At 55.4% G+C, this 19,165-nt stretch carries 21 protein-coding genes; 8 read left to right on the top strand and 13 right to left on the bottom strand.

Annotated features, from left to right (window positions below):
- Positions 1-37: 37 nt before the first annotated feature.
- Complete coding sequence (gene flhA / locus OGY35_RS09800; RefSeq protein WP_152402510.1) at positions 38-2,116, top strand: formate hydrogenlyase transcriptional activator FlhA; 2,079 nt, start codon at positions 38-40, stop codon at positions 2,114-2,116.
- Positions 2,117-2,161: 45 nt separating this feature from the next.
- Entirely contained in the window at positions 2,162-2,590 is a 429-nt protein-coding gene (locus OGY35_RS09805) for a TOBE domain-containing protein (protein WP_286632168.1), read from the top strand.
- A 43-nt stretch (positions 2,591-2,633) separates the two neighbouring features.
- Here the strand turns inward: OGY35_RS09805 and OGY35_RS09810 are convergent, their stop codons facing one another.
- Positions 2,634-2,978, bottom strand: a complete 345-nt coding sequence (locus tag OGY35_RS09810) for a nitrous oxide-stimulated promoter family protein (RefSeq protein WP_152402506.1) — start codon at positions 2,976-2,978, stop codon at positions 2,634-2,636.
- Between the two features lie 200 nt (positions 2,979-3,178).
- On the opposite strand from OGY35_RS09810, the gene OGY35_RS09815 reads away from it, so the two are divergent.
- The 5 genes from OGY35_RS09815 to mutS all read left to right on the top strand — a co-directional run bounded on the left by OGY35_RS09815 (position 3,179) and on the right by mutS (position 9,317).
- Positions 3,179-4,096 carry a metal ABC transporter substrate-binding protein gene (locus OGY35_RS09815; RefSeq protein ID WP_286632169.1) on the top strand — a complete coding sequence of 306 codons (918 nt, stop codon included), beginning with the start codon at positions 3,179-3,181 and terminating at the stop codon, positions 4,094-4,096.
- Positions 4,093-4,914, top strand: a complete 822-nt coding sequence (gene sitB / locus OGY35_RS09820) for an iron/manganese ABC transporter ATP-binding protein SitB (RefSeq protein ID WP_152402501.1) — start codon at positions 4,093-4,095, stop codon at positions 4,912-4,914. Before OGY35_RS09815 ends, sitB begins: the two co-directional genes overlap by 4 nt.
- Positions 4,911-5,768 (top strand): iron/manganese ABC transporter permease subunit SitC, encoded by an 858-nt coding sequence (gene sitC / locus OGY35_RS09825; RefSeq protein WP_152402499.1) that lies wholly within the window; start codon positions 4,911-4,913, stop codon positions 5,766-5,768. Before sitB ends, sitC begins: the two co-directional genes overlap by 4 nt.
- A complete protein-coding gene (gene sitD, locus OGY35_RS09830; protein WP_286632170.1) occupies positions 5,759-6,607 on the top strand; it encodes an iron/manganese ABC transporter permease subunit SitD in 849 nt (282 codons plus the stop codon). The genes sitC and sitD overlap by 10 nt, the downstream gene beginning before the upstream one ends.
- A gap of 148 nt (positions 6,608-6,755) precedes the next feature.
- The gene (mutS, locus tag OGY35_RS09835) at positions 6,756-9,317 is read left to right on the top strand and encodes a DNA mismatch repair protein MutS (protein WP_286632171.1); all 2,562 of its coding nucleotides are present in this window, start codon (positions 6,756-6,758) and stop codon (positions 9,315-9,317) included.
- Positions 9,318-9,415: 98 nt separating this feature from the next.
- Here the strand turns inward: mutS and OGY35_RS09840 are convergent, their stop codons facing one another.
- Genes OGY35_RS09840 through OGY35_RS09850 form a run of 3 tightly spaced genes read right to left on the bottom strand, consistent with a single transcriptional unit; the run spans position 9,416 to position 11,683 of the window.
- A complete protein-coding gene (locus OGY35_RS09840) occupies positions 9,416-9,652 on the bottom strand; it encodes a non-oxidative hydroxyarylic acid decarboxylases subunit D (RefSeq protein WP_178827462.1) in 237 nt (78 codons plus the stop codon).
- Between the two features lie 10 nt (positions 9,653-9,662).
- Positions 9,663-11,090: a non-oxidative hydroxyarylic acid decarboxylases subunit C gene (locus tag OGY35_RS09845; RefSeq protein ID WP_286632172.1), complete on the bottom strand. Its 1,428-nt coding sequence runs from the start codon at positions 11,088-11,090 to the stop codon at positions 9,663-9,665.
- Positions 11,090-11,683: a non-oxidative hydroxyarylic acid decarboxylases subunit B gene (locus OGY35_RS09850; protein ID WP_178826319.1), complete on the bottom strand. Its 594-nt coding sequence runs from the start codon at positions 11,681-11,683 to the stop codon at positions 11,090-11,092. The genes OGY35_RS09845 and OGY35_RS09850 overlap by 1 nt, the downstream gene beginning before the upstream one ends.
- A gap of 171 nt (positions 11,684-11,854) precedes the next feature.
- Between OGY35_RS09850 and OGY35_RS09855 the strand changes: the two genes are divergently transcribed.
- Positions 11,855-12,262 (top strand): MarR family winged helix-turn-helix transcriptional regulator, encoded by a 408-nt coding sequence (locus OGY35_RS09855; protein WP_286632173.1) that lies wholly within the window; start codon positions 11,855-11,857, stop codon positions 12,260-12,262.
- A gap of 118 nt (positions 12,263-12,380) precedes the next feature.
- On the opposite strand, the gene rpoS is transcribed toward OGY35_RS09855, so the two are convergent.
- The 9 genes from rpoS to OGY35_RS09900 form a co-directional block, all read right to left on the bottom strand.
- Positions 12,381-13,373, bottom strand: a complete 993-nt coding sequence (gene rpoS, locus OGY35_RS09860; RefSeq protein ID WP_000081550.1) for an RNA polymerase sigma factor RpoS — start codon at positions 13,371-13,373, stop codon at positions 12,381-12,383.
- A 62-nt stretch (positions 13,374-13,435) separates the two neighbouring features.
- The gene (gene nlpD / locus OGY35_RS09865; protein WP_306464037.1) at positions 13,436-14,512 is read right to left on the bottom strand and encodes a murein hydrolase activator NlpD; all 1,077 of its coding nucleotides are present in this window, start codon (positions 14,510-14,512) and stop codon (positions 13,436-13,438) included.
- Positions 14,513-14,701: 189 nt separating this feature from the next.
- A complete protein-coding gene (gene pcm / locus OGY35_RS09870) occupies positions 14,702-15,328 on the bottom strand; it encodes a protein-L-isoaspartate O-methyltransferase (protein WP_042322593.1) in 627 nt (208 codons plus the stop codon).
- Positions 15,322-16,083: a 5'/3'-nucleotidase SurE gene (surE, locus tag OGY35_RS09875; protein ID WP_152402476.1), complete on the bottom strand. Its 762-nt coding sequence runs from the start codon at positions 16,081-16,083 to the stop codon at positions 15,322-15,324. Before surE ends, pcm begins: the two co-directional genes overlap by 7 nt.
- Positions 16,064-17,113, bottom strand: a complete 1,050-nt coding sequence (gene truD / locus OGY35_RS09880; RefSeq protein WP_152402474.1) for a tRNA pseudouridine(13) synthase TruD — start codon at positions 17,111-17,113, stop codon at positions 16,064-16,066. Before truD ends, surE begins: the two co-directional genes overlap by 20 nt.
- Complete coding sequence (ispF, locus tag OGY35_RS09885; protein ID WP_152402472.1) at positions 17,110-17,589, bottom strand: 2-C-methyl-D-erythritol 2,4-cyclodiphosphate synthase; 480 nt, start codon at positions 17,587-17,589, stop codon at positions 17,110-17,112. Before ispF ends, truD begins: the two co-directional genes overlap by 4 nt.
- Entirely contained in the window at positions 17,589-18,299 is a 711-nt protein-coding gene (gene ispD / locus OGY35_RS09890) for a 2-C-methyl-D-erythritol 4-phosphate cytidylyltransferase (protein ID WP_152402470.1), read from the bottom strand. The genes ispF and ispD overlap by 1 nt, the downstream gene beginning before the upstream one ends.
- Positions 18,300-18,317: 18 nt before the next feature.
- Positions 18,318-18,629 (bottom strand): cell division protein FtsB, encoded by a 312-nt coding sequence (ftsB, locus tag OGY35_RS09895; RefSeq protein WP_042288707.1) that lies wholly within the window; start codon positions 18,627-18,629, stop codon positions 18,318-18,320.
- A 183-nt stretch (positions 18,630-18,812) separates the two neighbouring features.
- Positions 18,813-19,136, bottom strand: a complete 324-nt coding sequence (locus tag OGY35_RS09900; RefSeq protein WP_152402468.1) for a DUF3561 family protein — start codon at positions 19,134-19,136, stop codon at positions 18,813-18,815.
- Positions 19,137-19,165 lie beyond the last annotated feature (29 nt).

Genomic DNA, 19,165 nt, shown 5'->3' on the forward strand with positions numbered 1-19,165 from the left:
TTCGCACCGCGCAGCGGTACTTTCCTGGAAAAGCAATATGTCGTATACACCGATGAGCGATCTCGGGCAGCAAGGATTGTTCGACATCACTCGCACATTGTTACAGCAGCCCGATCTTCAATCGCTAAGTGAGGCGCTTTCGCAACTGGTAAAGCGCTCGGCGCTTGCCGACAGCGCGGCAATTGTACTGTGGCAAGCGCAAACGCAGCGCGCGTCGTATTACGTCACGCGCGATAACGGCAATCCTGTCGTCTACGAAGACGAAACCGTATTGGCCCACGGCCCGGTCCGCCGTATTCTTTCCCGACCTGATGCCTTGCACTGCAATTATCACGAATTTACGGAAACCTGGCCGCAGCTGGCCTGCGGCGGACTTTATACACCCTTTGGTCACTACTGCCTGCTGCCGCTGGCGGCGGATGGGCGCATTTTCGGCGGCTGTGAATTCATCCGCAATGAAGACCGCCCCTGGAGCGAAAAAGAGTACGAGCGGCTGCAAACCTTCACGCAGATAGTTGGCGTGGTGGCGGAGCAAATTCAGTGCCGGGTCACGAACAACGTCGATTACGATCTCTTGTGCCGCGAACGCGACAACTTTCGCATTCTGGTCGCCATCACCAACGCCGTGCTCTCCCGGCTCGACATGGATGAACTGGTCAGTGAAGTCGCCAAAGAGATCCACCACTATTTCAATATCGACGACATCAGCATTGTCCTTCGCAGCCACCGCAAAAATAAGCTCAGCATTTACTCCACCCACTACCTCGATGAAAATCATCCGGCGCACGAACAGAGCGAAGTGGATGAAGCTGGCACCCTGACGGAGCGGGTGTTTAAAAGCAAAGAGATGCTGCTGATTAACCTGAACGAACGGGATGCGCTGGCCCCCTATGAACGCATGCTGTTCAATACGTGGGGCAACCAGATCCAGACGCTGTGCCTGCTGCCGCTGAAGTCGGGTAATACCATGCTCGGCGTGCTCAAGCTGGCGCAGTGTGAAGAAAAAGTGTTCACCACCGCCAACCTGAACCTGCTGCGCCAGATTGCCGAGCGCGTGGCCATCGCCGTGGATAACGCCCTCGCCTATCAGGAAATTCATCGACTGAAAGAGCGGCTGGTGGATGAAAACCTGGCGCTCACCGAACAGCTTAATAATGTCGACAGCGAATTTGGCGAAATCATCGGGCGCAGCGAAGCAATGTACAGCGTGCTCAAGCAGGTCGAGATGGTGGCCCAGAGCGACAGCACCGTGCTGATCCTTGGGGAAACCGGCACGGGGAAAGAGCTTATTGCCCGTGCTATCCATAATCTGAGCGGGCGTAACGCGCGCCGGATGGTGAAGATGAACTGTGCCGCCATGCCCGCCGGACTGCTGGAAAGCGATCTGTTCGGCCACGAGCGCGGCGCTTTCACCGGTGCCAGCGCGCAGCGTATTGGCCGCTTTGAGCTGGCGGATAAAAGTTCACTATTCCTGGATGAAGTCGGCGACATGCCGCTGGAATTACAGCCGAAGCTTCTGCGCGTCTTACAGGAACAGGAATTTGAGCGTCTGGGCAGCAACAAGCTGATCCAGACCGACGTGCGTCTGATCGCCGCCACTAATCGCGATCTCAAAAAAATGGTCGACGATCGCGAGTTTCGCAGCGATCTCTACTACCGCCTCAACGTTTTTCCGATCCAGCTTCCGCCGCTGCGCGAACGCCCGGAGGATATTCCTCTGTTGGTGAAAGCGTTCACCTTTAAAATCGCTCGCCGCCTGGGACGTAACATTGACAGTATCCCGGCGGAAACGCTGCGCATCCTCAGTAATATGGAGTGGCCTGGCAACGTGCGTGAACTGGAAAACGTGGTTGAGCGCGCCGTTCTACTGACGCGGGGAAGCGTACTACAACTCTCACTTCCGGATGTTGGTATGCTCTCACCGGACGTCCCCCCTGTCGCAACGGAAGTCGCGCAGGAAGGCGAGGACGAGTATCAGCTCATCATGCGGGTGCTGAAAGAGACCAATGGTGTGGTCGCGGGTCCGAAAGGGGCGGCTCAGCGCCTCGGACTCAAGCGTACAACGCTGCTGTCGCGCATGAAGCGCTTAGGTATTGATAAGGATGCATTAGTGTAAGTCGTTCAGGCTATACTCTGTGAAACATAAACAAAAGGAGGCAACATGGCGGTATCAGCACGTAATCAATTGACCGGTACGGTTAGCGCAGTCGCAACAGGGGCAGTGAATGACGAAGTTGAGTTGACCCTGGCTGGCGGTGCAAAACTGGTCGCCATCGTCACCCACAGCAGCCAGCAGGCGCTGGGCCTGGTGAAAGGCAAAGACGCCATTGCGTTGATCAAAGCGCCGTGGGTCACTCTGGCAACAGAAGATTGTGGTCTGAAATTTTCAGCCCGCAACCAGTTCGTCGGTAGCGTTTCTCAGGTCACTGAAGGCGCGGTTAATGCCACTGTCCACATCAAAACCGACGCCGGATTTGAGATTGTGGCAGTCGTCACCAATGAAAGTCAGCAAGAGATAAAACTGAGCCAGGGCAGCCGCGTGATCGCGCTGATTAAAGCCTCAGCGATTCTGATTGCCACCAAAGCGTAATTCTGGTGCCCGATAACGTCATGCTGTCGGGCTTACCAACGCCCTACTTCTTGCGCTGATATTTTTCCGGTAATGCCGGCACGGGGCGTTTATCGTCGATAAGATGACGAACGGTTAAAATCGGGTGACGCCAGAGCATTCTTGGCCCCGCCCAGCGCATGATCTGCTTCATCTCTTCACGTTTTGCAGGCTGATAGCAGTGTACCGGACACTGTTTACAGGCGGGTTTCTCCTCACCAAAGACGCACTTATCCAGACGCTTTTGCGCATAGGCGAACAGCGCGTCGTAGTGCCCCGACTCGTCGGAAGCCTGCGGACACTGGCTCTCGTACAGCGCGATCATCTTTTTAATCGTCAGTTTTTCGCGAGCGATACGCTTGCCGGACATGATGCGCCCTCCACAACATTAAGGTGCATTTATTCTACAACTTAAATTCTCGCGACACTATCACCCGAAGGTGACATCTCCCTCACCACTCAAATAAGAATTATTTTCATTTAACACTATCTTTATATATGCCTTGTGCTATATAACATAGCAAAGGCTATATTTGATGGATAATTAACCACTTTTTTAGGAGGGATACTATGTCACATCTTTCCCGTCTGACGTCGTCTCTGCTGGCTGGCGTACTGGTCATCTTTGCGCTGTCACCGGCTTACGCCAGAGAGAAACTCAACGTCGTTACCACCTTCACCATCATTGCCGACATGGCGCAAAATGTGGCGGGCGAGGCGGCAAATGTCAGTTCGATCACCAAACCTGGCGCAGAAATTCATGAGTATCAGCCCACTCCGGGTGACATTAAGCGGGCACAGGGTGCGCAACTGATCCTCTCTAACGGCCTGAATCTGGAACTGTGGTTTGCCCGCTTCTATCAGAATTTGTCGGGCGTACCGGACGTGACGGTGTCTGACGGGGTGAAACCGATGGGTATCAGCGAAGGTCCGTATAACGGAAAACCTAACCCCCACGCCTGGATGTCTGCAGAAAATGCGATTATCTACGTCGACAATATTCGCGACGCGCTGGCGAAATACGATCCGGATAACGCCGCGGTTTACCAGAAAAATGCCGAACGTTATAAAGCGCAAATTCACCAGACGCTGGCCCCTCTCCATGCCGCGCTGGCAAAGATCCCTGCCGATAAACGCTGGCTGGTGACCAGTGAGGGGGCGTTCTCTTATCTTGCCCGCGATAACGATCTGAAAGAGCTGTACCTCTGGCCGATCAACGCCGATCAGCAGGGAACGCCAAGACAGGTGCGTAAAGTAATCGATGCGATAAGACAACATCAGATCCCCACCGTGTTCAGCGAAAGCACCGTCTCGGATAAACCGGCTCGCCAGGTCGCCCGGGAGTCCGGTGCACATTACGGCGGCGTGCTGTATGTCGATTCGCTGAGCGCCGCCGATGGCCCCGTGCCCACCTATCTCGACCTGTTGCGGGTCACTACCGAGACCATCGTCAGCGGCATTAACGACGGTCTGAGGAACCAGAAATGAGTCAATCGGCGATTACCGTGAATCAGGTGACGGTGACGTATCGCAATGGTCATACCGCGCTACGCGATGCCACCTTTCAGGTGCCCGGCGGCTCTATTGCCGCGCTGGTAGGGGTTAACGGATCGGGAAAATCGACGCTGTTCAAGGCGTTAATGGGCTTTGTCCGTCTGGCGGACGGCGAGATATCTATCCTGCGACTGCCGGTGAATAACGCGCTGAAACAGAATCTTATTGCTTACGTGCCGCAGTCAGAAGAGGTCGACTGGTCATTTCCGGTGCTGGTGGAGGACGTGGTGATGATGGGTCGCTACGGGCATATGGGTTGGTTGCGTCGCCCAAAGGCAGCGGATCGAGCCAGCGTCGACGCTGCGCTGGCGCGGGTGGACATGCTGGAATACCGCCACCGGCAGATTGGTGAGCTTTCCGGCGGGCAGAAAAAACGCGTCTTTCTCGCCAGAGCCATTGCCCAGGACGGCCAGGTGATTCTGCTGGATGAGCCCTTTACCGGTGTCGACGTCAAAACCGAAGCCCGCATTATTGCGCTGTTACGCGAGTTGCGCGATGAGGGGCGCACCATGCTGGTCTCCACCCATAATCTCGGTTCAGTCACCGAGTTCTGCGATTATACGGTGATGATCAAAGGCACCGTACTGGCAAGCGGCCCAACCGATACGACCTTTACCGCCGAAAACCTTGAGCTGGCATTCAGCGGCGTTTTACGCCACGTCGCGCTCAGCGGCGGCGAAGAACACATCATTACCGATGACGAACGTCCGTTTATTTCCCGGCGTACGGCAGGCAGCGGAGAATCATCATGAACTGGCTGACGGAACCCTTTGGCTATCAGTACATGCTCAATGCGATGTGGGTTTCAGCGATGGTTGGCGGCCTGTGCGCCTTTCTCTCCTGCTATTTAATGCTCAAAGGCTGGTCGCTGATTGGCGATGCGCTTTCGCACTCCATTGTGCCTGGCGTTGCCGGGGCGTACATGCTCGGCTTACCTTTTTCGCTCGGCGCCTTCCTCTCCGGTGGTCTGGCGGCGGGCAGTATGTTGTTTCTGAACCAGCGCTCGCGGCTGAAAGAAGACGCCATTATTGGCCTGATCTTCTCGTCATTCTTTGGCATTGGGCTGTTTATGGTGTCGCTCAACCCGATGTCGGTAAATATTCAGACCATCATTCTCGGCAACGTGTTGGCGATCGCGCCGGAAGATATTGTGCAACTGGCCATTATTGGCGCGGTTTCCCTGCTTATCCTGCTGCTGAAGTGGAAGGATCTGATGGTCACCTTTTTTGATGAAAACCACGCCCGCTCGATTGGCCTGAATCCGGATCGCCTGAAGCTGCTGTTTTTCACCCTGCTGTCGGTGTCCACCGTGGCTGCGCTACAAACGGTGGGCGCCTTTCTGGTGATCTGCCTGGTGGTGACGCCCGGCGCAACGGCCTGGCTGCTGACCGATCGCTTCCCGCGCCTTCTTATCATTGCCGTTGCGATCGGCAGTGTAACCAGTTTCTTCGGTGCCTGGCTCAGTTACTGGCTGGACGGCGCTACCGGCGGGATCATCGTGGTGCTGCAAACGCTGCTGTTCCTGTTAGCGTTCGTTTTCGCCCCCAAACACGGCCTGCTGGCGAACCGTCGTCGTGCACGTCGTAAGGAGCCGTCATGTTCCTGAGCATCCTGCTGGAACCTTTTCAGTTCGACTTTATGGTGAATGCGCTTTCCGTTTCCGCCCTGGTAGCCGTTCCCTGTGCGCTGCTGTCGGTATTTCTGGTACTGAAAGGCTGGGCACTCATGGGCGATGCCATGAGCCATGCCGTCTTTCCGGGAATTGTACTGGCGTATATCGTCGGCATTCCGCTGGCGATTGGCGCGTTTATCGCCGGGCTGTTCTGCGCCGTGGCAACCGGGTATCTCGACGACAATAGCCGGATCAAACGCGACACCATCATGGGGATCGTCTTCTCCGGAATGTTTGGGGCCGGACTGGTGCTGTATGTCTCTATCCAGTCAGAGGTCCATCTCGACCATATCTTATTTGGCGACATGCTGGGGATTTCGCTCAGCGATATTGGGCAAACGGCGCTCATCGCGCTCGGAATTGCGCTAGTCATCGTCTTCAAATGGAAAGATCTGCTGCTTCACGCCTTCGATCCACATCAGGCAAAGGCCTGCGGTCTTAACACGACGCTGTTGCACTACGGATTACTCTGCATGATTGCGCTGACCATCGTGGCGACGCTGAAATCGGTGGGGATCATTTTGTCGATTTCCCTGCTGATAGCCCCTGGCGCGATTGCCGTTCTCCTCACCCGACGCTTTGCCCACGCACTGCTGTTGGCAACAGGGCTGTCGGTAGTCACCTCATTTTTGGGCGTTTATCTGTCGTTTTTCCTCGACAGCGCTCCCGCTCCCACGATCGTGGTGCTGTTTACTATTATCTTTATCGTTGCGTTTGTTTTTGCCACATTACGCGACCGGCGCTCGGAATTGCGACAACAACAATCGGTGTAAAATTCTGAAACGGAAGAAGGATCGAGAAGTCGGCGATCCTGGCTTTCCCTGAAATGCGTATCTCCGCTATCATGTGCCCCTAATGTGATAACAACGAAAACTAAAAGTATCGCAACCCATTTACATTCAGGGAACTGGACACAACTCCATGAGTACAATCGATAATCTCGACGCCCATACCCCCATGATGCAGCAGTATCTCAAGCTGAAAGCCCAGCACCCGGAGATCCTGCTTTTCTATCGCATGGGCGACTTTTACGAACTCTTTTACGACGATGCAAAACGGGCGTCGCAACTGCTCGACATTTCGCTGACCAAGCGCGGCGCATCCGCAGGCGAACCTATCCCGATGGCGGGCATTCCCCATCACGCGGTTGAAAACTACCTCGCCAAACTGGTGAATCAGGGTGAATCCGTCGCCATTTGTGAGCAGATAGGCGATCCCGCCACCAGCAAAGGGCCTGTTGAGCGTAAAGTCGTTCGTATTGTCACTCCAGGTACCATCAGCGATGAAGCCCTGTTACAGGAGCGCCAGGACAACCTGCTGGCTGCCATCTGGCAGGACAGCAAAGGCTACGGTTATGCCACGCTGGATATCAGCTCCGGACGTTTTCGCGTGAGCGAACCGGCCGATCGGGAAACGATGGCGGCCGAACTGCAGCGTACCAATCCGGCGGAACTGCTGTACGCCGAAGACTTCGCTGAGATGGCGCTGATTGAAGGCCGTCGTGGATTACGACGTCGCCCGCTGTGGGAATTTGAAATTGATACTGCCCGTCAGCAGTTGAATTTGCAGTTTGGTACCCGCGATCTCATTGGCTTTGGCGTTGAAAACGCGCCGCGCGGGCTTTGCGCTGCCGGCTGCCTGTTGCAATACGTCAAGGACACGCAACGCACTTCCCTGCCGCATATTCGCTCTATCACCATGGAGCGCCAGCAGGACAGCATCATCATGGATGCCGCGACGCGCCGCAATCTGGAGATTACCCAGAACCTGGCGGGCGGCGTAGAGAACACGTTGGCCTCCGTGCTCGACTGTACCGTAACGCCGATGGGCAGCCGCATGCTCAAACGCTGGCTGCACATGCCGGTACGTGACACGAAAATCCTGACTGAACGCCAGCAGACTATCGGCTCGCTACAGGATGCGACCAGCGAACTACAGCCGGTGCTGCGTCAGGTAGGCGATCTGGAACGTATTCTTGCGCGTCTGGCACTGCGTACCGCCCGTCCTCGCGATCTCGCCCGCATGCGCCACGCCTTCCAGCAGTTGCCGGAACTGCGTGCGCAACTGGAATCGGTGGACAGCGCCCCCGTACAGATGCTGCGCGAGAAAATGGGCGAATTCACCGAACTGCGGGAACTGCTTGAACGTGCGGTCGTTGACGCGCCACCGGTACTGGTCCGTGACGGCGGCGTTATCGCACCAGGCTACAACGAAGAACTCGATGAGTGGCGCGCGCTGGCAGACGGTGCGACCGACTATCTCGACAGGCTGGAAATTCGCGAACGTGAGCGTACCGGACTGGACACGCTGAAAGTCGGCTTTAACGCAGTACACGGTTATTACATCCAGATCAGCCGTGGGCAGAGCCACCTCGCGCCAATCAACTACGTTCGTCGCCAGACGCTGAAAAACGCCGAGCGCTACATCATCCCGGAACTCAAAGAGTACGAAGACAAAGTCCTGACCTCCAAGGGCAAAGCGCTGGCGCTGGAAAAACAGCTCTATGATGAACTGTTCGACCTGCTGCTGCCCCATCTGGCGGATCTGCAACAGAGCGCCAGTGCGCTGGCGGAACTCGACGTACTGGTGAACCTGGCCGAGCGCGCATATACGCTGAACTACACCTGTCCGACCTTTAGCGATAAACCGGGTATTCGGATTACCGAAGGTCGCCATCCGGTAGTGGAACAGGTGCTGAATGAGCCGTTTATTGCCAATCCGCTGGACCTCTCACCGCAGCGCAGAATGCTGATCATTACCGGGCCAAATATGGGCGGTAAAAGTACCTACATGCGCCAGACCGCGCTGATTGCACTGCTGGCCTATATCGGCAGCTACGTGCCGGCGCAGAAGGTAGAGATTGGTCCTATCGATCGCATCTTTACCCGCGTGGGCGCAGCGGACGATCTGGCCTCCGGGCGCTCCACCTTCATGGTAGAGATGACCGAAACGGCCAACATTCTGCACAACGCTACCGAGAATAGTCTGGTGTTGATGGATGAGATTGGCCGCGGGACGTCGACTTACGACGGCCTGTCGCTGGCGTGGGCGTGCGCAGAAAATCTGGCGAATAAGATCAAAGCGCTGACGCTGTTCGCGACGCACTATTTCGAGCTGACACAACTGCCGGAGAAAATGGAAGGCGTTGCCAACGTGCATCTGGATGCCCTGGAGCATGGCGATACCATCGCCTTTATGCACAGCGTTCAGGATGGTGCGGCCAGTAAGAGTTACGGCCTGGCGGTCGCGGCGCTGGCGGGCGTTCCGAAAGAGGTGATCAAACGAGCGCGACAGAAACTACGCGAGCTGGAAAGCATTTCGCCAAACGCGGCGGCAACGCAGGTGGATGGCACGCAGATGTCGCTGCTGTCCGTCCCTGAAGAGACCTCTCCCGCTGTTGAAGCCCTGGAAAATCTCGATCCGGATTCCCTGTCGCCCCGTCAGGCGCTGGAGTGGATCTATCGTCTGAAAAGTCTGGTGTAAGAGAAATGCCCGATGACGCTTTGCGTATCGGGCCTACACACTCACGGTACTGTACTTTCGTAGGCCGGATAAGGCGTCAGCCGCCATCCGGCACTCCGTTAACGTTTATCTTCCGCCAGCAGCGGCGGAATACTCGGCACCATCGGCGCGTCATCAATATCTTTTTGTGTCATGCGAAACGCCTGCGGATAATGTTCGCGGCTGGTGCGGCGCAGCGGTTCCGTATTACGCCAGGTATAAAGGCAGTGCTGGCACTGATACACCGTCCAGACATCTTTCACCGGCGATGTCGCCATCACTTCAATATGTTCATCAGCACAACGTGGGCAAATCATCTTCTTCTCCTTATTTGCGTGCAGCCAGCATCGATGTCAGTTTTTCAGCCCAGGCTTTGGTTTCCGGTAAATCCACCACCGGCTGGCTATAGTGACCACGGTTGTCTGGTGCGACTGGCGTGGTGGCATCGATGATCAGTTTGTCGGTGATCCCCGCAGGGCTTGAACCTGGATCCAGTTCCAGTACCGACATATTCGGTAGCTGAACCAGGTCACCCGCCGGGTTCACCTTCGAAGAGAGCGCCCACATCACCTGCGGCAGGTTGAACGGGTCAACATCTTCATCAACCATGATGACCATCTTCACGTAACCCAGGCCATGCGGCGTGGTCATCGCACGCAGGCCCACTGCGCGGGCAAAGCCACCGTAACGTTTTTTGGTGGAGATAATCGCCAGCAGGCCGTGGGTGTACATCGCGTTAACCGCTTGCACTTCCGGAAATTCCGCTTTCAGTTGCTGATACAGCGGCACGCAGGTGGCCGGCCCCATCAGATAGTCGATTTCCGTCCACGGCATACCCAGATAAAGCGATTCAAAAATCGGTTTGCTGCGATACGAAACCTTATCGATACGCACCACCGTCATATTGCGACCACCGGAATAGTGACCGGTGAACTCGCCAAACGGCCCTTCGATTTCGCGTTTGCGGCTTTCAATCACCCCTTCCAGGATCACCTCCGATCCCCACGGTACATCAAACCCGGTCAACGGCGCGGTGGCGATGGGATACGGGCTTTCACGCAGCGCACCCGCCATCTCATATTCGGACTGATCGTATTTCAGCGGCGTTGCGCCCATCAGCGTGATGATAGGATCGTTGCCCAGCGTGATGGCGATCGGCAGGTCCTCGCCGCGCTCTTCCGCCTTATGCAGATGCAGCGCGATATCGTGCATCGGTACCGGCTGCAGGCCCAGCTTACGCTTGCCCTTCACTTCCATGCGGTAGATCCCGACGTTTTGCTTGCCGAAATGTTCAGGGTCAAGCGGATCGCGGGAGACCACACAGGCTTTATCCAGGTAAAACCCACCATCCCCATCGTTCAGGCGAAACAGTGGCAGAAGGTCGAACAGATTAATCTCTTCGCCATCGACGCTGTTTTCCGCCCAAGACGGATTCTCGCGACGCTCCGGGGCTACCGGGAACTTATCCCAGCGACGGATAAACTCATCAATCTGCTTTTTCACCGGCGTATTCGGTGGCAAGCCCAACGAAATGGCATGATTTTGCCAGGATCCGATGGTGTTCATCGCCACGCGCGCATCGGTGAAGCCGCGAATATTGTCGAACCAGAGTGCCGGCGCACCGTCGCCAATACGGCCAGTGGCGTTGGCGGCTGCCGCCAGATCCGGCTCTGCATTCACCTCTTCACTGATTTTCAGCAGTTGCCCCTGGTCGTCGAGCGCCTGCAAAAAGCTGCGCAAATCATCAAATGCCATTATTCATTCTCCTGTGAAAAATTTTGTGCCTGTGACAACCCCTGCCAGCGACGTGCGTGCGGATGCTCCAGCGCAAACTGGTCCAGGATGCGGGCCACAATGTGTTGTGTAATATCATCAACGGTTTGCGGATGGTTGTAGAAAGCGGGCATCGGCGGCACCATTGCCACACCCATGCGAGAAAGCGCGAGCATGTTTTCGAGATGAATCGTGCTGAGCGGCATTTCACGCGGCACCAGCACCAGTTTGCGCCCTTCTTTCAGCACTACGTCGGCGGCGCGTCCCACCAGACCTTCGGCGTAGCCGGCGCGAATTCCGGCCAACGTTTTCATACTGCAGGGGATAACGATCATGCCGTCGGTGCGAAACGAACCTGACGAAATCGTCGCCGCCTGATCCGCCGGGCTGTGGCAATAATCCGCCAGTCCAGCGACATCGCGTGCGCAGTATGGCGTTTCCAGTTCAATGGTCGTTTTGGCCCACTTCGACATCACCAGATGCGTTTCCACATCCGGCATTTTTTGCAATGCCTGCAACAGCGCCACGCCCAGCGGCGCACCCGTTGCCCCCGTCATCCCCACAATCAATCTCATCCATCACTCCACAAATTGTTCGTATACGAACGTTTTATCTAAATTACCCCTATACAACCGCAGCGACAAGATCGCCCACTCTTTTTCGCACGTATAGCTTAAGCTTTCCTCGTTAAAAAACGCGACGTTACCCGTTATGATAGGAGACACGATTTTCAGCCTGGAGTTTTCATGGAGTTACGGAATAAAGCGTTTCACCTGTTACGCCAGCTTTTTCAGCAACATACGGCGCGTTGGCAGCACGAGTTGCCGGATCTCACTAAACCGCAATACGCAGTGATGCGTGCCATTGCGGAACGTCCCGGCATTGAACAGGTTAATCTGATGGAGGCCGCCGTCAGTACCAAAGCGACGCTGGCTGAAATGCTGAGCCGGATGGAAAAACGCAGGCTGGTGAGGCGTGAGAACGATCCGCTGGATAAACGTCGCCGCTTCGTTTATCTGACCACGGAGGGAGAAGCCTTGCTGAAAGTATGCATGCCGCTGGGAAACCAGGTGGATGAGGAATTTCTGGGACGGTTGAATGACGAGGAACGTGCGCAATTCACCCTGTTAATCAAGAAAATGATGCCCGATTGACGAACCTGAGTATGCATGAAAATGCCCCCGTCTGCTTTCACCTGCGAAACCACAGCAAAAAAGCCAGAAAGAAAAAGGCCAGCCTCAAAGAGGCTGGCCTTTCTTGTTAGAACAGTACTTACTCGCGGAACAGCGCTTCGATATTCAGCCCCTGAGTCTGCAGGATTTCACGCAGACGGCGTAGGCCTTCAACCTGAATCTGACGAACACGTTCACGAGTCAGACCGATTTCACGGCCTACATCTTCCAGTGTCGCCGCTTCATAACCCAGCAGACCGAAACGACGTGCCAGCACTTCACGCTGTTTGGCGTTCAGTTCGAACAGCCATTTGACGATGCTCTGTTTCATATCGTCATCTTGCGTGGTGTCTTCCGGACCGTTCTCTTTCTCATCGGCCAGGATATCCAGCAACGCTTTTTCGGAATCGCCACCCAACGGGGTGTCTACCGAGGTAATGCGCTCGTTAAGACGAAGCATACGGCTAACGTCATCAACCGGCTTATCCAGTTGCTCTGCAATTTCTTCCGCGCTGGGTTCGTGGTCCAGTTTATGGGACAACTCACGCGCGGTACGCAGATAGACGTTCAGCTCTTTAACGATGTGAATCGGCAGTCGAATAGTACGGGTTTGGTTCATAATAGCCCGTTCAATCGTCTGGCGAATCCACCAGGTTGCGTATGTTGAGAAGCGGAACCCGCGTTCCGGGTCAAACTTCTCGACGGCACGGATAAGCCCCAGATTGCCCTCTTCAATCAGATCCAGCAGCGCCAGACCACGATTGCCATAACGGCGGGCAATTTTCACCACCAGACGCAGGTTACTTTCAATCATCCGACGGCGAGAGGCGACATCTCCACGCAGTGCGCGACGCGCAAAATACACTTCTTCTTCGGCCGTTAACAGTGGCGAATAACCAATCTCACCAAGGTAAAGCTGAGTCGCGTCCAACACACGCTGTGTGGCCCCCTGCGATAACAGCTCTTCTTCAGCCAAATCGTTATCACTGGGTTCCTCTTCAACTAAGGCTTTTTCGTCAAAAACCTCAACTCCGTTCTCATCAAACTCCGCATCTTCATTTAAATCATGAACTTTCAGCGTATTCTGACTCATAAGGTGGCTCCTACCCGTGATCCCTTGACGGAACTAGCAAGTGTCAGCCTGGTTCCGCCGCTTTATCGCTGCGGTAAATAACGCAGCGGGTTTACGGATTTCCCCTTGTAACGAATTTCAAAATGCAAACGTGTAGAACTGGTTCCGGTGCTACCCATCGTCGCTATTTTTTGTCCTGCCTTCACTTCTTGTTGTTCCCGGACCAGCATTGTATCGTTATGAGCGTAGGCACTCAGGTAATCATCGTTGTGTTTGATGATAATAAGATTACCGTAACCGCGCAGAGCGTTACCGGCATAGACCACGCGCCCATCGGCGGTCGCGATAATAGCCTGTCCCTTACTGCCCGCAATGTCGATCCCTTTATTGCCTCCCTCGGAAGCCCCAAAGTTCTCGATCACTTTGCCGTCAGTCGGCCAGCGCCATGTGGAGATTGGCGAACTGGTAGACGAACTGCTTGCTGTCGATTCGGTTGCACTAACTGCTGGAGCCGTTACAGGCGCTGTGACGACTGTCCCAGCAGGCTTGTTGTTCGGCAACATTTTGTTAGCACTTTGTTCACCTGAATCCTCAGAATACGTAATTGTCGGTTTAGACGCAACAGCAACGGCGGAATTTTGTGCAGGCCTGGTCACAACTCCTTGCTCTGCTGCATCGGCCCGGGTAATCGCATTACCACCGGTAATTGGCGCACCTGATGCGTTACCTACCTGTAGCGTTTGTCCGACGTTCAGGCCATACGGTGCCTGGACATTGTTGCGCTGCGCCAGGTCACGGAAATCGTTCCCGGTTATCCAGGCGATGTAAAAAAGCGTGTCGCCTTTTTTAACAGTGTAGGTGCTGCCGCCGCTGTAGCTACCTTTCGGAATGTTCCCATACTGGCGGTTGTAGACAATTCGTCCGTTTTCCATCTGCACGGGTTGCTCGGCTACCGGCTGAACGTGCGTCGGTTGCGTCGTCGGGCGCTGCACCGGTTGAATTTGTGGTGTCTGCGAGGCGGATGACGACGTCCCCATCTTCGGTGGCGGCGTGATCAGCATACCGGAACTGGTATTCGCCGGGGCATTACCATTGACTGAGCTTACCGGCGCAGGCGGATTCGATGAATTTGAACAACCCGCCAGCCATAGCGAAACCAGTGACAGTGCCGCAATGCGGCTAACGGTGAATTTTGGGCTTCCCGCGCTCATTTATCCCCCAGGAAAAATTGGTTAACAACCAGTGACGTATAATCGTGCAGACAGCAAATGGGCACTGGAAAATGTGACCACGATACGCTGACCCGTTCCAAAAACTCCAGGAAAACTCCAGGTATTCGGAACCGCGTCTTACGCGAGTTCCCCTTTTACTAAGGGAACAAAACGTACCGCCTCCACGGTGTCGATAATAAATTCGCCGCCCCGACGACGCACCCGTTTCAGAAACTGATGCTCATCCCCCACGGGCAAGACGAGAATGCCGCCTTCATCCAGTTGCGTCATCAACGCGGTCGGAATTTCCGGCGGAGCTGCCGTCACAATAATAGCGTCAAATGGCGCGCGTGCCTGCCAGCCTTGCCATCCATCACCGTGACGAGTTGAAACATTGTGTAAATCGAGCTGCTTCAGACGGCGACGCGCCTGCCATTGCAGACCTTTAATGCGTTCGACGGAACAAACCTGCTGTACCAGGTGCGCCAGTATCGCCGTCTGATACCCGGAACCGGTGCCAATTTCCAGCACCCGCGACTGCGGGGTCAGTTCGAGCAGTTCGGTCATTCGCGCCACCATGTACGGTTGCGAAATCGTCTGTCCCTGACCTATCGGCAACGCGATATTGTCCCAGGCCTTATGTTCAAACGCTTCATCAATAAATTTCTCACGCGGCACCGCGGCCAGGGCATTAAGCACCTGCTCATCGCGAATCCCCTGCGCGCGCAATTGTTCAAGAAGCGTCTGTACGCGTCTGCTTACCATTGCGTGCCAACTCCCACGCTATCTAACCAGTCGGAAACCACATCATGCGCGCTGTGCGCGGTTAAATCCACATGCAACGGCGTAATGGACACGTAACCTTCATCTACGGCCGCAAAATCGGTATCAGGCCCGGCGTCGCATTTATCGCCCGGTGGGCCAATCCAGTACAACGTGTTACCGCGCGGATCTTCCTGCGGGATCACTTTGTCTGCCGGATGACGGCTACCGCAGCGCGTCACGCGGATGCCTTTGATCTGCTCCAGCGGTAAGTCGGGCACGTTGATGTTGAGGATCCGCCCGGTACGCAGCGGTTCCCGACGCAGTGCGCGTAAGATCCGACAGGTGATGGCCGCAGCAGTCTCGTAATGCTGATGTCCGTCTAACGATACGGCAAGCGCAGGAAAACCAAGATGACGCCCTTCCATCGCCGCCGCGACGGTGCCGGAATAAATAACGTCATCCCCCAGGTTGGGGCCGGCGTTAATTCCTGACACCACAATATCTGGACGCGGACGCATGAGCGCATTGACACCCAGATAAACACAGTCGGTGGGCGTCCCCATCTGCACGGCGATGTCGCCGTTTTCAAAGGTAAACGTCCGGAGAGAAGATTCAAGCGTCAGCGAGTTTGACGCGCCACTGCGGTTCCGATCCGGGGCGACGACCTGTACGTCAGCAAACTCCCGCAGGGCTTTTGCCAGCGTTTGTATACCGGGCGCGTGGACCCCATCATCGTTACTCAGCAATATGCGCATAATCACCCATTGTGTTGATCAGTTCCCTCACAACGCTGGTGGCGAAGCTCCCCGCGGGCAGCCAAAAACGTAACTCAACAGTGACATCATCCCACCAGTTCCAGCTTAATTGCTGCGGATAGAGCAGCATCGCTCTTCGCGAAGCCTCGACTTTTTCGCGCAGCAGCAGTGACTGCAACTCGCACTCTTCGGCAATCGCGGACTGTTCGAACGCCAGCGCATCCCGCTGGGTTCCCCACTCGCCGCTGCCGGGAAGTGAAGCCGTCACCATCAATTCTTTTTCATCGACACGACGCTGTAATTCCGCCAATTCTTCTTGTGTGGCGACAAACCAGCTTCCGCGTCCCGCTAATTGTAGCGCATCGCCGTCAACAACTTGATTAAAGTCTGTTTTTTTCAGACGCTCGCTGACAATTTGATTAAACAACGCACTGCGGGCCGCCGACAACCAAAAACTGCGTTTATTGCGATCCCGCACAGGCGCATCGCTTTGCGCCCAGCGCAGCGCGCCTTGCAGATTGCTGCCACCAATGCCAAAACGCTGAGCGCCAAAATAGTTTGGTACACCGCCGGTGTTTATCGCCTGTAGACGAGATTCTACCTCGTCACGATGGCTGACTTCGCGCAGCACCAGCGTGAACGCATTGCCCTTCAGCGCGCCTAAACGTAGCTTGCGTTTGTGACGTGCGTATTCCAGCACCTTGCAGCCTTCAAGCTGGAAAGCGCTCAGGTCGGGCATTTCTTTGCCCGGTACGCGCGCGCATAGCCACTGTTCAGTGACCGCATGCTTATCCTTTTGCCCGGCGAAGCTCACTTCGCGGACATGAATTTTCAGAAACTTCGCCAGCGCGTCGGCGACAAAACGGGTATTACAGCCGCTTTTGAGAATACGCACCAGAATGTGCTCACCTTCGCCATCCGGTTCGAAACCTAAATCTTCGACCACCACAAAATCTTCCGGACTGGCTTTCAGCAACCCAGTGCTTTGCGGTTTTCCGTGGAGATACGTGAGATTATCAAACTCTGTCATTTCGCGGCCTTAATGAGTAACGCCACCGCTTCGCAGGCAATCCCTTCCCCACGTCCGGTAAAACCGAGTTTTTCGGTGGTGGTTGCTTTCACGTTCACATCATCCATGTGACAACCGAGATCTTCAGCAATAAACACGCGCATTTGCGGAATGTGCGGCAGCATCTTCGGTGCCTGAGCAATAATGGTCACATCGACGTTGCCCAGGGCGTAGCCTTTGGCCTGGATCCGACGCCAGGCTTCACGCAGCAACTCGCGACTGTCCGCGCCTTTAAACGCCGGATCGGTATCCGGAAACAGCTTGCCAATGTCACCCAGCGCCGCCGCGCCAAGCAGCGCGTCGGTGAGCGCATGCAGCGCAACATCGCCATCAGAATGCGCCAGCAGCCCCTTTTCATACGGGATGCGCACGCCACCAATGATAATTGGGCCTTCACCGCCAAAGGCGTGTACGTCAAAACCGTGTCCAATTCGCATTATGCATCCTCCAGATGGATTGTTCGGGTCAGATAAAATTCAGCCAGCGCTAAATCTTCCGGACGAGTCACTTTGATGTTATCAGCTCGTCCTTCAACAAGTTGTGGATGGAAGCCGCAATATTCCAGCGCCGACGCTTCATCGGTGATGGTCGCCCCTTCATTCAGCGCACGCGTCAGGCAGTCATGCAGCAGTTCACGAGGGAAAAATTGCGGCGTCAGCGCGTGCCATAAATCGTTGCGTTCAACGGTATGGGCGATGGCCGTTTTGCCCGGCTCCGCGCGTTTCATGGTGTCGCGCACCGGTACGGCGAGGATCCCGCCGGTGCGGCTGGTTTCGCTAATCGCCAGCAGGCGCGCTAAATCATCCTGATGCAGACAGGGACGCGCCGCATCATGCACCAGCACCCATTCAGCGTTTCCGGCGGCCTGTAATCCAGCCAGCACGGAGTCTGCCCGTTCATTTCCCCCGTCCACGACGGTAATGTGCGGATGCTGCGCCAGAGGAAGTTGAGCAAAGCGGCTGTCGCCAGGGCTGATAGCGATGATCACGCGGGTCACCCGGGGATGCGCCAGCAGCGCAGAGACCGAGTGTTCGAGAATGGTTTTATTACCGACTGAGAGATATTGCTTCGGACATTCCGTTTGCATACGGCGGCCAAATCCGGCCGCCGGCACCACGGCGCAAACATCCAAAAAAGTGGCTGCCATGTGATTTCCTGGGCTGGTTTAACGAGTATTTTGCCCCGCAGTTTGCGCGCGTTTAGACGCGTCGGGCACCAGACGATAAAACGTTTCGCCCGGCTTAGTCATGCTGAGTTCGTTGCGTGCACGCTCCTCGATAGCCTCCTGACCGCCATTGAGATCGTCAATTTCGGCAAAGAGCTGATCGTTACGTGCTTTAAGTTTGGCGTTTGTCGCCTGCTGCGCCGCCACGTCATCATTGACGCGACTGTAATCATGTATGCCGTTCTTACCGAACCACAGCGAATACTGTAGCCAGACCAGTAAAGCCAGCAACAGCAGCGTTAGTTTACCCATCCTGCCCCCTGAAAAACGGCATCATCCTCCCATACTTCCGCAAACGACACGACGTTTGCGGGCGGGAAAGCCGCAACAACGCGGGCAAATGTACCACAATTGCCCTTTATAACGTATACCCAGAACCCTGAGAACATCATCTCATTGTTAGTTACGGTTTGAATTATGGACAGTGGTCGCGCTTTAGCCCAGCAGCCACATAAACAATGCGCCGAACATCGCGCAAACGGTCAGCAGGGTTATGATAATGCTGTAGCGCAATTTGCCGTTGAGCAGGGAATGCAGCGCGATACCCACGACGACCGCAACGGGCATCAGCGCCAGGAAGAAAGGCCAGGTGTAGATGAAGAAAAACAATGTGTTAGGGCCATACACCAGAAAGGGGATCCCCAACGCCAGCAGCCATGACACGAAACCCACCACGGCGCCCGGCAGCGACCAGGTGGTTTCGTCATCAGTAGCAAACGCGTCTGTCGTTGTGAGTGTGATGTTCTGGCTATCGCGCATATTAAATCCTGTAACCTTGACTGACTGTA

The sequence above is a fragment of the Citrobacter sp. Ct235 genome (assembly GCF_030332305.1).
GTDB classification, from domain to species: Bacteria; Pseudomonadota; Gammaproteobacteria; order Enterobacterales; family Enterobacteriaceae; genus Citrobacter_A; species Citrobacter_A telavivensis.